Genomic DNA, 14188 nt, shown 5'->3' with positions numbered 1-14188 from the left:
CCCCAACATCAGTCCTTTTTCATGTCCTATCCTCGGCCTGTCCTTTCTGGTCAACCGTATAGCAGGGGTGGCACGGAGGCTGTCTCTGCCCCACCCCCTCAATCTCCGTCATCAGCTACAGCCCGAGGTCGCCCCACAGGTGTTGCATTTCATGCAGGTCCCGTTGCGGACCAGCGTGTAATTCCCGCATTCACCGCAGGCTTCGCCCTCATAGCCCTGCATCTTTGCCTTGGTGCGCGCGTCCATCCCCACCTCGCCCGTGGCCACAACAGTGGTGTTTGCCATGGCCGCAATGGTGGAGGATGATGCCGTTTCAGGCACCAGGGTCTGCAACGCCGTCACCGCATCCTGCTGCGCCTCGGCAACCGCTGCGCCTTGTGTATCGGCCCCGCCCTGCAACACCACCAATTCCTGCGGCACCCGTTTGCGCAGATAGCCGGTGGAGCTGATCTGTTTCAGCACTTCCAGGGATTTCGACGCGGCAGTTTCGCTGACCTCGGTCACATTCGACACGCCTTCCTCGACCCCCCGGCCGACACTGTCGAAGCTTTCGCCTTCGGGTTTCACATGGGCCAGATCGGTGCGGTCCAGATAGCTGACCGCCAGTTCGCGGAAGATGTAATCGAGGATCGAGGTGGCATTCTTGATCGAGTCATTGCCCTGCACCATGCCCGAGGGTTCGAATTTGGTGAAGGTGAAGGCATCGACGAATTCCTCCAGCGGCACGCCATATTGCAGGCCGACAGAGACCGCGATGGCGAAATTGTTCATCATCGCCCGGAAGCCGGCGCCTTCCTTATGCATGTCGATGAAAATCTCGCCCAACTGGCCATCGCCATATTCACCGGTCCGCAGATAGACCTTGTGACCACCCACAATCGCCTTCTGGGTATAGCCTTTCCGGCGTTCGGGCAGCTTTTCACGATGGGCGCGGATGACCTCTTTGATCACCACTTTCTCGATGATCTTCTCGGCCAGAACCTGCGCCTTCTCCATCGTGTTGCCGCTTTCCAGAACCTCGGCGGCGTCCTCGTCATCCTCGACCAGCGCGGCGGCCAGAGGTTGCGACAGTTTCGAGCCGTCGCGATACAACGCATTCGCCTTCACCCCGAGCGACCAGGACAGCTCATAGGCTTTCTGGCAATCCTCGATGGTTGCGTCATTCGGCATGTTGATCGTCTTGGAGATCGCGCCTGAAATAAAGCTCTGCGCCGCTGCCATCATATAGATATGGCTGTCGACAGACAGGAACCGCTTGCCTTTTTTACCGCACGGGTTTGCGCAGTCAAAAATGCTAAGATGCGCGTCCTTCAGGAACGGCGCGCCCTCCAAGGTCATTGTCCCGCAGACATGGTCATTCGCGGCATCAATATCGGCTTTCGAGAAGCCCAGATGCCGCAGCATGTCAAAGGTCGGGTCATTCAGTTGCGCCGCCGGGATGCCCAGGGTCTGGGTGCAGAATTCCTCCCCCAGGGTCCATTGGTTGAACACAAAGCGGATGTCGAAAGCCGAGGGCAAGGCTGCCTCGATCTTCTCGATCTCTGCCGGGCCGAAGCCATGGCCGATCAGCGCGGTGTGGTTGATGCCGGGCGCATTGCCAATGGTTCCGTGACCAACCGCGTAAGACACGATCTCCTCGATCTGGCTGGAACTGTAGCCAAGACCCTCCAGCGCGGCGGGAACCGACTGGTTGATGATCTTGAAATAACCGCCACCCGCCAGTTTCTTGAATTTCACCAGCGCGAAATCAGGCTCGACCCCTGTGGTGTCGCAATCCATCACCAGACCGATTGTGCCGGTGGGCGCAAGCACCGTTGACTGCGCGTTGCGATAGCCGTGTTTCTCACCCAATTCCAGCGCTTCATCCCAGGCCTGTTTGGCAAGCGCCACCAGCGACGGGTCCGGGCAATGCACCTGATCCAGCGGCACCGGTTTGACGGCCAGATCCTCATAGCCCTCGGTCCGGCCATAAGCCGCCGTCCGGTGGTTGCGCATCACCCGCAGCATATGTTCGCGATTGCGCTCATAACCCGCGAACGACCCCAGTTCCGAGGCGATCTCGGCCGAGGTCGCATAGGCCACACCGGTCATGATCGCGGTCAGGGCCCCGCACAGCGCGCGGCCCTCGGGGCTGTCATAGCCAAGGCCCATATTCATCAGCAGCCCGCCGATATTGGCATAGCCCAGGCCAAGCGTCCGAAAATCATAGGACAGTTGCGCAATCTCTTTCGAGGGGAATTGCGCCATCATCACGCTGATTTCCAGCGTCAGGGTCCAGAGCCGTGTGGCGTGGATATACCCCTCGGCGTCGAATGTGCCCTCATGATAGAAGGTCAGCAGGTTCATCGAGGCCAGGTTGCAGGCCGTATCGTCAAGGAACATATATTCCGAACACGGGTTGGACCCGCGGATCGCGCCATCGCCTGGGCAGGTATGCCAGGCGTTCACCGTGTCATGAAACTGGATGCCCGGATCGGCACAGGCCCAGGCCGCATGGCCGACCTTTTCCCACAGGTCCCGGGCCTTGACGGTTTTCGACACCGTGCCGTTGATCCGGTTGATCAGGTCCCAGTTCTCATCATTTTCAACCGCCGCAAGAAACGCATCAGTGACGCGGATGGAATTGTTGGAATTCTGGCCGGAGACAGAACTGTAAGCCTCGGAATCCCAGTCCGTATCATAGGTCGGAAACTCGATTGATGTATGGCCCTGCTTTGCATAATCCAACACGCGCTTGATGTATGTTTCGGGAATTGCCACTGTTTTGGCATCCCGAATTGCAGTTTTCAAACTTTTGTTGGCGCTCGGGTCAACCGCATCCTCAAGCGCACCGTCCCAGGTGCGGATCGCCTCGAAAATACCGTTCAGCATCTTCTCATGCATCTTCGATCCGGCAACGATCGAGGCGACTTTCTGCTCTTCGATCACCTTCCAGTTGATGAACTCTTCGATATCCGGATGGTCCGCATCGACGATCACCATCTTGGCCGCGCGCCGGGTTGTGCCGCCTGATTTGATCGCGCCCGCCGCCCGGTCGCCGATTTTCAGAAAGCCCATCAGCCCGCTGGATTTTCCACCGCCCGACAGGTTTTCCCCCTCGCCACGCAGATGCGAGAAATTGGTGCCCGTGCCCGAGCCGTATTTGAACAGCCGAGCCTCACGCACCCAAAGGTCCATGATCCCGCCATCATTCACCAGATCATCCTTCACCCCCTGAATGAAACAGGCATGGGGTTGCGGATGCTCGTAAGACGAGGATGATTTCGTCAGTTTGCCGGTCTTGTAATCCACATAATGGTGGCCCTGCGCCGGGCCGTCGATGCCATAGGCCCAGTGCAACCCGGTGTTGAACCATTGCGGAGAATTCGGCGCCGCCATCTGGCGCGCCAGCATCAGTTGCATTTCGTCAAAATAGGCGCGGGCGGCTTTCTCCCCCGAAAAATAGCCGCCTTTCCAGCCCCAATAGGCCCAGGCCCCTGCGAGACGCCGGAAGACCTGCTTGGCAGATGTCTCCCCGCCATAGCGTTGGTCCTCCGGCAGGGCCTCCAGCGCCTTTTCGTCGGCCACGTGGCGCTGCAGGAACACGGGAACACCTTTTTCCTTCACCGGTCGCAAAGCCGCCGGCACGCCCGCCTTGCGGAAATATTTCTGCGCAATCACATCAGAGGCAACCTGGCTCCAGCCGGCAGGCACTTCGACCGCGTCAAGCTTGAAAACGATTGTGCCGTCAGGATTGCGAATCTCAGACGAGGTAATTGTGAAGTCGAGCCCGGCATAGGTGTCCGCGCCTTCGGTGGTGAATCTGCGTTCAATTTTCATGGCTGCCTCTGTAACTAACCTGTTGTCCCCTGCGGCCTTGCCGGTGTGATCCCGGCTCGAACCATCTTATCTTCTGAACGGCCAACACCATCTGATCGTGCCCCGAATGGGCCCGCTGGCATGCCCGTACACCGCATGCGCATCATGAAAAGCTGGTCTGTTCCCCACCGGTCCGCCCACACTATATATTGTGCTGATCGAACCGGCCCACACAACCTGACGTATGAAGCCCGGTCGGGTCAACGCATTTTTTACAGTTTTGTGATCATTTTTTGGCTTGCAATTGCCGCCAAACCCATTCGGCCGTGGCAACACCTGATTCAGGCCCGTCTGACGCGACATCCCCTATGTGGAAAAAGCCCAGACAGCATAGGCGGTTATCCGCCAAAGCTGACAGAAAGGGTGAAGCTTCGCCATATTTTCACCACAGATAGCGGGCTGCGGCAGAAGAGACGCAAAATCTTGTGGATGATATGAAATGGTCGGGGCGGCGAGATTCGAACTCACGACCTTCTGTACCCAAAACAGACGCGCTACCAGGCTGCGCTACGCCCCGAACGCTGTCCCTCTATCGCGGCAGGCGCGGCTTGGAAAGGGCTTGTTTCAATCCGCAGCACAGGGCCAGACCGCCAGGTCCTGTGGCAGGCCCGGATGGCGCAGGACATCGCCCGCAGCCAGACCGATCTGCGCGGCAAGCCCGCCATTGATCTCAAGCACCGCCAGTATATCCGCCCCGCCTGGGATAGGCGTCCGGTCCAGCGGGATTGCGTTTTCGTGAATGCGGGCCACGGTGCCGCTTTGATCAATGAAGATCATGTCGAGGGGGATCAGCGTATTCTCCATCCAGAAACTGACCGCTTGCGGCTGTTCGTAGATGAAGATCATACCGGCAGTCGCGGCCATGCTTTCGCGATGCATCAGCCCAACGGCCCGTTCACGGGGTGTATCGGCCAGTTCGACAAGAAAACGCGCCTTGCCGAACGCCCCCCGCAACTCCACCTGATCGGGGCGGCAATCCGCCAACAGCACACCGGCGGAAAACACAAACGCCAGCAGCGCCGCAACGATTCGCATGTCATTCCTCTTGGACGTAATCCCAACTGCGCACTTCGGCGGCCATCTTGCCCCGCGGCCCGGCAGCCACACGAACCGACACGGCCTCGCCCGGCTGCAGATCGGCCAGACCGAACCGGCGCAACACCTCTACATGCACAAACACGTCCTCAGGATGCCCGAAGATATTTACAAATCCAAACCCTTTTGCCTTGTCGAACCATTTGACGCGGGCGGCCAGATAAGGCGCATCGGAATCAAGCTCCGCGATCGTCCCCAGGTCGATATCATCGGGGTCGGTTTCGGGCGGAATAATCTCCAGAACCTGTTGGGCCTGCGCACCCCGGTCGGTCTGCTGCACCACCACGGTGATCCGGGCATTGTCGGCAACCGACCCCTGCCCGAAATTCCGCAAAACATTCGCGTGCAACAAAATATCCGGGCCGCCATGATCGGCAACAATAAAGCCGAATCCCTTGGCCACATCAAACCACTTGACCCGGCCCAGGACCGGCGTCGCTAATTCTTCAATGTCATCCGACATCTGGATGTTTCCCATGTTCTTTGGGCCTTAAATTTAAACTGTCCCTAAATCAGGCTTGTACGTTTGTGACAGAACGTGCAAGAAGAATTTATACATTTAAAACAATGATATAATATTTCATGCAGCGTGAAAATGATATATTATTAACTAATATTAACGACTTAGGTCCGATAGGCAATTATGGGCTCAAACGGGTGATGCGCCAGTTTGACGAAACGTCAGGCCGACTCCAACGGAATCGGTCATGTAAACGGAACGCACCGTCAGCCCAGAACTCGATCTCCACAGGGCGCAGACGGAACCCGCCCCAGAACGGCGGGCGTGCCGGAGACGGGCCCTGTTGTGCCGTGGCCCTGGCAACCTCCGCCATCAGCACCGCGCGGCTGGCAAGCGGTTGTGACTGGTCCGACGCCCAGGCCCCCAGCCGGCTTTTGAGCGAGCGGGAACGGTAATAGTCATCCGCCGCAGCCCCCTCCTCCCGCGTCACCAGGCCGCGAACCCGCACCTGCCGGCGCAGGGATTTCCAGTGCATCACAAACCCGGCCTTGCCCGAGGCGTCCAGCTCGCGCCCCTTGGCACTGCCATAATTGGTGTAAAAGACAAATGCGTCCGCCTCGATCTCCTTCAGCAGCACCATGCGCACATTGGGCAACCCATCCGCATCCACCGTTGCCAGGGCAATCGCGTTCGGGTCATTGACCTCGCTGACCTCGGCCTCGGCCAACCAGTCGCGCGTCAGGGCAAACGGGTCCTCGCCTGCGAAAACACCGGTTCTGTCGCTCATCTTCTGTGGCCTTCCCTGCCGCGCCTGCCGGGCTGCAACCTAGCGCCGGGAGCGGGTGGCGACAAGGCAAGCGTCCGGGTTCCCTTGAAGCGTCCCGATCAATGGCCTAAACCCATGAGATAGTCAGACAAACCAGATCGGACGGGGGCAGAAATGGGGTTGATGCGCGGGAAACGCGGGCTGATCATGGGGCTTGCGAATGACAAATCCATTGCCTGGGGGGTCGCCAGGGCGCTGGCCGCCGAAGGCGCGGAACTGGCCTTTTCCTATCAGGGTGAACAATTGCTGAAACGGGTCACACCGCTGGCGGCAGAGCTTGGCAGTGACATCGTTCTGCCCTGCGATGTGGGGGACGCGGCCAGTATGGATGCCCTGTTTGCCGCGCTGAAAGAGGCCTGGGGCAGCCTGGATTTTGTGGTGCATGCCATTGGGTTTTCAGACAAAAATGAATTGCGCGGGCGATATGTTGACACCTCGCCGGGCAATTTCGACATGACCATGAATATCTCGGTCTATTCCTTCACGGCGATTTGCCAGCGGGCCGAAAAGATGATGCCGAATGGCGGCTCATTGCTGACGCTGACCTATTACGGGTCGGAAAAGGTGATGCCCCATTACAATGTCATGGGCGTGGCCAAGGCGGCGCTGGAGGCCTCGGTGATGTATCTGGCCGAGGATCTGGGCCGGGATGGGATTCGCGTCAACGCAATCTCTGCGGGCACGATCAAGACGCTTGCGGCCTCCGGCATCGGCGATTTCCGCTATATTCTGAAATGGAATGAAAACAATTCGCCGCTGCGCCGCACGGTCAGCCAGGAGGAGGTGGGAAAATCCGCGCTTTATTTCCTGTCCGACCTGTCCAGCGCGGTCACCGGAGAGGTGCATCATGTGGATGCGGGCTATCATGTGATCGGGATGAAAAACCCCGAGGCCCCGGACATGTCTTTGGAAAAGAAGGGCCCGTAAGATGGTGACACCCCTGCCCCATGAGAAAGGCTTCCACATCTCCTGGGATCAGATTCACCGGGACAGCCGCGCCCTGGCCTGGCGGCTGGACAAACGCGGCCCGGGCAAAGACGGCGCGTGGCGCGCGATTGTGGCCATCACACGGGGCGGCATGGCGCCAGCCATGATCGTCGCGCGGGAACTGGATATCCGTCAGGTCGCCACGATTTCGATCAAGAGTTATGACCATCAGACTCAAGGGGACGCGCAGGTGCTGAACCGGCCCGACCCGGAACTGATGGGCGATGGTGAAGGTATTCTGGTGATCGACGATCTGGTGGATTCGGGCAAAACACTGGAAGTGGTCCGCGCGATGTATCCCAAGGCCCATTTCGCCACGGTTTATGCCAAGCCGAAAGGCGAACCGATGGTGGATACTTTCATCACCGGGGTCAGCCAGGACACATGGATTTTCTTTCCATGGGATATGGCCCTGCAATATGTGGAACCCTATCGCGGCACCGACTGACCGGTCACCGGAATTCTGCAGAATTCCGAACGGGAAAACTCCAGTTTTCCCTGCCGTTTTCCTGCAGGAAAACGTTTAAAGTAGAAATCGTTTAATCTGAATCAAAATTCTCTGCCTCTCGATCAGCAAGCTGCTGATCTCGAACGCGAATTTCGATGAGGATGGTAAAGACTGAAACGATTTCACTCTAATTCAGCGCGTCTACCAGCACATCGCGCACCAAACCCTGCGGCACATCCGCGGTCACAAACGCCTCCCCGATGCCGCGCGCCAGAATGAAGCGCAACTGCCCATCCACCACTTTCTTATCCTGCCCCATCAGCGCCAGAAGCGCATCGGCATCCGGTAATTTTCCATAAATATCAGCCAGATCCCGCTTCATCTTCATCTCGGACAAATGCGCCCTGACCCGGCCCGGCTCTTCCTGCGCGCACAGCCCCATCCGGGCCGAGACCTCAAAGGCCAGGGCCGCGCCGATCGCCACGCCTTCGCCATGCAGCAAACGGTCTGAATACCCCGTCGCCGCCTCCAGCGCGTGACCGAATGTATGGCCCAGATTCAATAGCGCACGGTCCCCCTGCTCAGTTTCATCGCGCCGCACGATATCGGCCTTCATCTGAACCGAATGGCGCACCGCAGCCTGTTGCAGGCCCATATCGCCCGCCGCCAGCGCCGGGCCGTTCTCTTCCAGCCAGGCAAAGAAATCCGCATCCCCAAGCAGCCCGTATTTTGCAACCTCGCCATACCCTGCCAGAAAATCCCGCTCTGTCAGCGTTCCCAGAACCGCGATATCGGCCAGCACCAAAGCGGGCTGATGAAACGCCCCGACCAGATTCTTGCCATGACCCGTGTTGATCCCGGTCTTGCCCCCGACCGAGCTGTCGACCTGCGCCAGCAGGCTGGTCGGCACCTGCACAAACCGCACCCCGCGCCGCAGGATCGCAGCGGCGAACCCCACCAGATCGCCGATCACGCCACCGCCGAAGGCGATGACGATATCCCCCTCTCAACCTTCTGGTCCAGCAGCCACTCCACCACCTGCATCAGGGAGGCCCAGTTTTTACTCGCCTCACCGGGGGGCAGGATCAAGGCCTCCATCACCACATTATCGGCAGATAACCCAGCCCGCAGCGCCGCCAGATGCAGACCGGCCACGGTGTCTTCGCTGATCACCCAGACACGGGGGCGGCTCAGAAGCGGGGCAATCTCACCCCCCGCCCGCGCCAGAAGCCCCGGCCCGATCCGCACATCATAAGCCCGGTCATCAAGCGGCACATGCACCGTTTCCATCGTCATTCTGCGATCTCCACCACATCCGCCGCGATCAGCCGGGCCATCACCGCATCGGTGGTCTTGGCAATGCTCCACCCCGGGTTCACCGTCAGTTTCAATTCAGCCATCGCATAAGACGGCGTGCGCTGCTCAAGCAGGTCTGCCAGCGTGTCGCGCGGGTTTTCGGTATGCAGCAGGGGCCGGGTCGTCTTGCGCCGGACACGGGCCCATAACAGATTCAGATCCGCCTCCAGCCACAAAACCGCCGCCCGGGCTGAAATCATCTGCCGGTTCTCGGGCGACAGCCAGGCACCGCCACCGGTCGACAGAATGCAGGGCGCGCCCTCCAGCAGCCGGGCGATCACCTCGCGCTCCCGGTCGCGAAAAAACGCCTCTCCGTCGCGCTCGAATATCTCGGCAATCGACATCCGCGCACTGTCAACGATCTCCGCGTCTGAATCGCACATCTCAACCCGCAATCGTGCCGCCAGCGCCCGCCCGATCGCGGTTTTGCCCGCCCCCATCATACCCACCAGCACCAGTGTTCTGGTCAGTCGCAGCCGGTTCTTTGGCATGGTTTCGCCCATCACTAAAAAATGTCCCCCGAGGCTGGCGTAATTCCGCCTTCAATGGCTTATAGTAAAGGCGAAGCGGCGGCAAACGTCGCACAAACAGGCAGATCGAAGGGCATAATGGGGCGGTTGATCAAGCTTTTGGTTGTTTTGATTTTGTTGTCGGTCCTGGCACTTGTGGGTTATTCCTATTCCGGTCTGATGGTCCCGGTCACGCGCCAGGTGACACAGCCGGTGGTGCTTGATGCGGATTAAAGCCCTTTTCTGCGCCCTGTTCTGTCCTCTGGCCCTGGTGACCACCCCGGTGCCGGCCCAGAGCTTCGACAGCGATGCGCCGCTCTCCGCCCCCGGCTGGCTGTCTGATACCATCACCCGGCCCCATGCCAATATCGCCACCACGGCCGCACCGCAGACCATCACCGTGATGCCCCTGGGGCAGGTGCGTCTGGACGCGGTCGGCATTCTGCCTTTCAGCACCACGGGCCTGCCGCCGGATCTCTGGGCCGACAGCCCGCCCGAGACACTGGCCCGCCTGATGCTGTCGCAACCGGCCGAGGGGTTGCCCGCAATGCTGGGCTTCACGCAGCAACTTGCCCTGGCCGAACTGGATCCGCCCCGCGACGCGGGCACTGATGCGGCGCTGTTCATCGCCCGGCTTGATCTGCTGCTGGCCCGCGGCGCGCTGGCCCCGGCGCGGGCGCTGATGGAACGGGCCGGTCCCGCCGATCCGCGCATCTTTCGGCGCTGGTTCGATGTCAGCCTGCTGACCGGACAGGCGGACCGGGCCTGTGCCGCCATGCGCGCCAGCCCTGATATCGCCCCCACCTTCCCGGCGCGGATTTTCTGCCTCGCGCGCAGCGGGGACTGGCCCGCCGCCGCACTTTCCCTCGGCACCGGAGAGGCGCTTGGCTATATCACCCCGGATGAGGCCGACCTGATCGCGCGTTTCCTTGACCCGGAACTGTTTGAGGGGGACCCGCTTCCGCCGCTCCCCGCTGAGATGACGCCGCTGCACTACCAGATGCTGATCTCGCTTGGCGAACGCCCGCCCTCCACAGCACTCCCCCTGGCCTTTGCCCATGCGGATCTGTCAAATCTGGCAGGCTGGCGGGCGCAGCTTGACGCGGCTGAACGCCTGATGCGCGCAGGCGCAATCGCGCCCGAGGAATGGCTGGCCATCTACACTGCCCGCGTCCCCGCCGCCTCGGGCGGCGTCTGGGACCGGGTCGCGGCCCTGCAGGCCTTTGATGCGGCCCTTCTTGCGGGCGATCCCGCCGCAATCACCCGCCGCCTGCCCGATGTTTGGGCCGCAATGCGGCAGGCCGGGCTGGAAGTGCCTTTCGCCACGCTTTACGCCGACCGCCTGCTGCGCATGCCCCTGACGGGTGAGGCCGCCATACTGGCCCGCCGGGTGGGTCTGCTTTCCCCGCTCTACGAGGCCGTGGCCCAGGCCGCCGTGGCCCAGGACGGGCCTGAGCAGCGCCTATTTGCCATTGCCCGCGGCGAAGATCCGGGCGCCGCCCCCGCCGGGTCCGCCACCGCCGCTGTTGCTGTCGCCACGGCTTTTGCCGACACCACGCCGCCCGAACGCTTCACCCGGCTTCTCAACCTGGGGCGCACGGGGGAGGCCCTGCTCCGCGCCGCACGAACCTTAGGCAATGGCGGCGGAGACATGGATGACATGGCCGATGCCCTGCGCCTGTTCCGCGCTTTGGGGCTGGAAGATACCGCCCGGCGCGCCGCCCTTCAGATCATGATACTGGAGCGTGGCTGAGATGACCGCCAATGCTCCCCCGCCGGATTCACACTGGCTTCGTGCCTTTATCGAGGCGCAGGCGGCAGAGCTGAACGCCGCACAGAATACCCAGTTGGCCTATTCCCACGACCTGATGGATTTCAGCGCGTTTCTGGACACACGAAACAGCAGTTTCGCCCAGGCCGCCCGCGCCGATATCGACGCCTATCTGATGGCGCTGGATGCCAATGGCATGGCGCGCGCCACCCGTGCCCGGCGTCTGTCCTCGATCAGACAGCTTTATCGCTTTGCCTATGAGGACGGGTTGCGCCCGGACAATCCCGCGCAACTGATCAAAGGCCCGGGGCGCGAGAAACGCCTGCCCAAAACCCTGAGCGTGGAAGAGGTTGACCGCCTGCTGGACGCCGCAGGCAGCCGGGGCAAGACCCGGGGCATCCGGCTGCGCAACGCCTGTCTGATGCAGCTTCTCTATGCCACCGGCATGCGGGTCAGCGAACTTGTCTCCCTGCCCGTGGCGGCCGCACGCGGAAACCCGCAGGTGATGCTGGTCAGGGGCAAGGGCGGCAAGGAACGCATGGTGCCCCTGTCACCCCCGGCCCGCGATGCGCTTAACGTCTGGCTTGACCACCGCGATGCGGAGGAAGAACACAAGACCACCGAGACCGGCACCCAGGCCTCGCGCTATCTGTTCCCCTCCCGTGGCAAATCGGGCCATCTGACACGGATGCGGTTCTTCCTTCTGGTCAAAGAGATCGCAGTGGCGGCGCATATTGCCCCGGATAAGGTGACCCCCCATATATTGCGCCATGCCTTTGCCACCCATCTGCTGGCCGGCGGCGCCGATCTGCGCTCGATCCAGACGCTTCTGGGCCATGCGGATATCTCGACCACCGAGATTTACACCCATGTTCTGGACGAACGCCTGAAATCCCTGGTGCTCAACCATCATCCGCTGGCGAAATCCGACAAGGCCTGAGCCGTCCCACCCCCTCTTCTTCTTGTCCCAAATACGCCCGCCGGAGGCATGCAACACTTGGCGCCCCGCACCAAAGCCGGCCCTTGAAGAACACCGGTCCGCACCCCATAACCCAGCATATGGACGAGACCCCTTTTATGGACACCGCTTTCTGGATCACCGCTGCCGCCATTCTCGGCCTTCTGGTGCTGTCCGCCTTCTTCTCGGGCTCTGAAACCGCGCTGACCGCCGCGTCGCGCGGCAAGCTGCGGGCACAGGCCGACCGGGGCAGCAAAGGCGCGGAACGGGCGCTGCACCTGACCGAAGACAGCGAGCGGCTGATCGGCTCGGTTCTGCTTGGCAATAATCTGATGAACATCCTTGCCGCCTCTCTGGCCACGGCGCTGTTCACCCGCGCGTTTGGCGAAGGCGGCGTGGCCCTGGCGACGCTGGTGATGACCCTTCTGGTGCTGGTCTTCGCCGAAGTGCTGCCGAAAACCTATGCGATCACCAATGCCGAAAGCGCGGCCGCCTGGGTCTCTCCCGTTATCCGTATCGTCATCCTGCTGTTCTCGCCTCTGGTCCGCATGGTGCAGCTTCTGGTCCGTTTCGTGCTGCGCCTGTTTGGTGTGCAGATCGACCCTGACAGCAAAGTCCTCAGCGCCCGTGAAGAGATCGCAGGCGCCATCACCCTTGGTCATTCCGAAGGTGCGGTTGAAAAGGAACATCGCGACCGCCTGCTTGGGGCACTTGATCTGGGCGACCGCACGGTGGAGGAGATCATGCTCCACCGCTCTGCCATCGAGATGATCGACGCCGATGCGGATCCTGAGGAAATCCTCAGCCAGGCCCTGCAATCGGCCCATACCCGCCTGCCCGTCTATCGCGAGGATCAGGAAAACATCATCGGCATGATCCACGCCAAGGATCTGCTGCGCGCGATGGATCAGCTGATGCGCGGTGATGATGCCCCCGGCCTGGGGCAATTCGACATCGCGGAAGTGGCCAAGAAACCCTATTTCGTGCCGGAAACCACCACCCTGGACGACCAGATGCGCCAGTTTCTGCGCCGCCATACGCATTTTGCCCTGGTGGTGGATGAATATGGCGCGCTTCAGGGCCTGATCACGCTGGAAGATATTCTGGAAGAGATCGTGGGCGAGATCACCGATGAGTTCGATATCGAGGAAGGCATCAACCTGACCCCCGGCAGCGATGGCAATTATCTGGTCGATGGTGGCATGACGATCCGCGACCTGAACCGGGCCACGGACTGGTCCCTGCCCGATGAAGAGGCCAATACGGTGGCCGGTCTGGTGATCCACGAGGCGCAATCCATCCCAGTGGAAGGCCAGTGTTTCAGCTTCCATGGCTTCCGGTTTGAGGTCGCCTCCCGCAATCAGAACCGCCTGACACAACTGAAAATCCGCAAGCTCTGACATCCCGTGCCCGGAATTCTCGAGAATTCCGGGTGGAAAACTGGAGTTTTCCAGCGCCCCCTGGAAATTCTTCCGAGACCCTGAATGCCGCTTACCGGCGTGCCGCCCTTATATCGGAAAATCTCCGCCCCCATTCTATCATCTAGCGGAAAAGGCTTAACCGTTGCAGGCACATCCCGGCGGTTGATGGCAGCTATAGCTCCGGCTTATGCAACTGTTCCCACAAGCGCGCCCGGCGCGGCAGACCCGGCAACATCTGCTCTGAACCGGTGTTGCAGGCTCACGCAATGCATCAACGATGCTCCAGAATGATGACGCGGGCGGCGTAGGGATGGCGCTGGTCTGGGCCAATCCCTGCGATGCCGCGAAAACACTGATCAGAAGAGCCGTTTTAACAATCCTGGATACAGACATTTACCTCTCCTCCAAGGTCTCTGCTGGTTAACAAAGTCGTAACCAAGGTTAACACCCCCTGGCACCGCCACCTTGATCCAGATCAAACACCCCCGAAATGGCGCAT

Annotated in this window: 11 protein-coding genes, 1 tRNA gene and 1 pseudogene; 6 read left to right on the top strand and 7 right to left on the bottom strand. The window is 60.7% G+C overall.

Translation table 11 applies throughout. The features are described from left to right. Positions 1-111: 111 nt before the first annotated feature. The 5 genes from E2K80_RS06785 to pdxH all read right to left on the bottom strand — a co-directional run bounded on the left by E2K80_RS06785 (position 112) and on the right by pdxH (position 6200). On the bottom strand, positions 112-3819 hold the full coding sequence (locus E2K80_RS06785) for a vitamin B12-dependent ribonucleotide reductase (RefSeq protein ID WP_135373934.1): 3708 nt from the start codon (positions 3817-3819) through the stop codon (positions 112-114). 479 nt (positions 3820-4298) lie between these two features. Continuing rightward, a tRNA-Pro gene (locus E2K80_RS06780) sits at positions 4299-4375 on the bottom strand. 47 nt (positions 4376-4422) lie between these two features. Beyond that, positions 4423-4893: a DUF192 domain-containing protein gene (locus E2K80_RS06775; protein ID WP_135373932.1), complete on the bottom strand. Its 471-nt coding sequence runs from the start codon at positions 4891-4893 to the stop codon at positions 4423-4425. 1 nt (position 4894) lies between these two features. Further along, entirely contained in the window at positions 4895-5416 is a 522-nt protein-coding gene (locus E2K80_RS06770) for a cold-shock protein (protein ID WP_135373930.1), read from the bottom strand. A 178-nt stretch (positions 5417-5594) separates the two neighbouring features. After that, positions 5595-6200 (bottom strand): pyridoxamine 5'-phosphate oxidase, encoded by a 606-nt coding sequence (gene pdxH, locus E2K80_RS06765; protein ID WP_135373928.1) that lies wholly within the window; start codon positions 6198-6200, stop codon positions 5595-5597. Between the two features lie 153 nt (positions 6201-6353). Between pdxH and fabI the strand changes: the two genes are divergently transcribed. Both fabI and gpt read left to right on the top strand, forming a co-directional pair. Beyond that, positions 6354-7166, top strand: a complete 813-nt coding sequence (fabI, locus tag E2K80_RS06760; RefSeq protein WP_135373926.1) for an enoyl-ACP reductase FabI — start codon at positions 6354-6356, stop codon at positions 7164-7166. Position 7167: 1 nt separating this feature from the next. Continuing rightward, on the top strand, positions 7168-7674 hold the full coding sequence (gene gpt, locus E2K80_RS06755; protein WP_135373924.1) for a xanthine phosphoribosyltransferase: 507 nt from the start codon (positions 7168-7170) through the stop codon (positions 7672-7674). 187 nt (positions 7675-7861) lie between these two features. Here gpt and aroB read toward each other — a convergent pair. Further along, a pseudogene (aroB, locus tag E2K80_RS06750) lies at positions 7862-8964 on the bottom strand (3-dehydroquinate synthase). 2 nt (positions 8965-8966) lie between these two features. Then, the gene (locus E2K80_RS06745; RefSeq protein ID WP_135373923.1) at positions 8967-9533 is read right to left on the bottom strand and encodes a shikimate kinase; all 567 of its coding nucleotides are present in this window, start codon (positions 9531-9533) and stop codon (positions 8967-8969) included. Positions 9534-9638: 105 nt separating this feature from the next. Between E2K80_RS06745 and E2K80_RS19775 the strand changes: the two genes are divergently transcribed. The 4 genes from E2K80_RS19775 to E2K80_RS06730 all read left to right on the top strand — a co-directional run bounded on the left by E2K80_RS19775 (position 9639) and on the right by E2K80_RS06730 (position 13668). Then, the gene (locus tag E2K80_RS19775; protein WP_274379254.1) at positions 9639-9773 is read left to right on the top strand and encodes a hypothetical protein; all 135 of its coding nucleotides are present in this window, start codon (positions 9639-9641) and stop codon (positions 9771-9773) included. After that, entirely contained in the window at positions 9763-11292 is a 1530-nt protein-coding gene (locus tag E2K80_RS06740) for a hypothetical protein (protein WP_238475674.1), read from the top strand. The genes E2K80_RS19775 and E2K80_RS06740 overlap by 11 nt, the downstream gene beginning before the upstream one ends. A gap of 1 nt (position 11293) precedes the next feature. Continuing rightward, a complete protein-coding gene (locus tag E2K80_RS06735) occupies positions 11294-12250 on the top strand; it encodes a tyrosine recombinase (protein ID WP_135373921.1) in 957 nt (318 codons plus the stop codon). Between the two features lie 119 nt (positions 12251-12369). Next, a complete protein-coding gene (locus E2K80_RS06730) occupies positions 12370-13668 on the top strand; it encodes an HlyC/CorC family transporter (protein ID WP_135373919.1) in 1299 nt (432 codons plus the stop codon). The last annotated feature ends 520 nt before the right edge of the window (positions 13669-14188 follow it).

It is taken from the genome of Rhodophyticola sp. CCM32, from assembly GCF_004751985.1.
Taxonomy (GTDB): domain Bacteria; phylum Pseudomonadota; class Alphaproteobacteria; order Rhodobacterales; family Rhodobacteraceae; genus Rhodophyticola.
This window is presented reverse-complemented; position numbering and strand designations above follow the sequence as displayed.

Excerpts from the sequence above, each read along its gene's own strand:
- E2K80_RS06785 (WP_135373934.1), bottom strand. The coding sequence starts at position 3,819 with ATGAAAATTGAACGCAGATTCACCACCGAAGGCGCGGACACCTATGCC.
- E2K80_RS06775 (WP_135373932.1), bottom strand. The coding sequence starts at position 4,893 with ATGCGAATCGTTGCGGCGCTGCTGGCGTTTGTGTTTTCCGCCGGTGTG.
- E2K80_RS06770 (WP_135373930.1), bottom strand. The coding sequence starts at position 5,416 with ATGTCGGATGACATTGAAGAATTAGCGACGCCGGTCCTGGGCCGGGTC.
- pdxH (WP_135373928.1), bottom strand. The coding sequence starts at position 6,200 with ATGAGCGACAGAACCGGTGTTTTCGCAGGCGAGGACCCGTTTGCCCTG.
- fabI (WP_135373926.1), top strand. The coding sequence starts at position 6,354 with ATGGGGTTGATGCGCGGGAAACGCGGGCTGATCATGGGGCTTGCGAAT.
- gpt (WP_135373924.1), top strand. The coding sequence starts at position 7,168 with ATGGTGACACCCCTGCCCCATGAGAAAGGCTTCCACATCTCCTGGGAT.
- E2K80_RS06745 (WP_135373923.1), bottom strand. The coding sequence starts at position 9,533 with ATGGGCGAAACCATGCCAAAGAACCGGCTGCGACTGACCAGAACACTG.
- E2K80_RS19775 (WP_274379254.1), top strand. The coding sequence starts at position 9,639 with ATGGGGCGGTTGATCAAGCTTTTGGTTGTTTTGATTTTGTTGTCGGTC.
- E2K80_RS06740 (WP_238475674.1), top strand. The coding sequence starts at position 9,763 with ATGCGGATTAAAGCCCTTTTCTGCGCCCTGTTCTGTCCTCTGGCCCTG.
- E2K80_RS06735 (WP_135373921.1), top strand. The coding sequence starts at position 11,294 with ATGACCGCCAATGCTCCCCCGCCGGATTCACACTGGCTTCGTGCCTTT.
- E2K80_RS06730 (WP_135373919.1), top strand. The coding sequence starts at position 12,370 with ATGGACGAGACCCCTTTTATGGACACCGCTTTCTGGATCACCGCTGCC.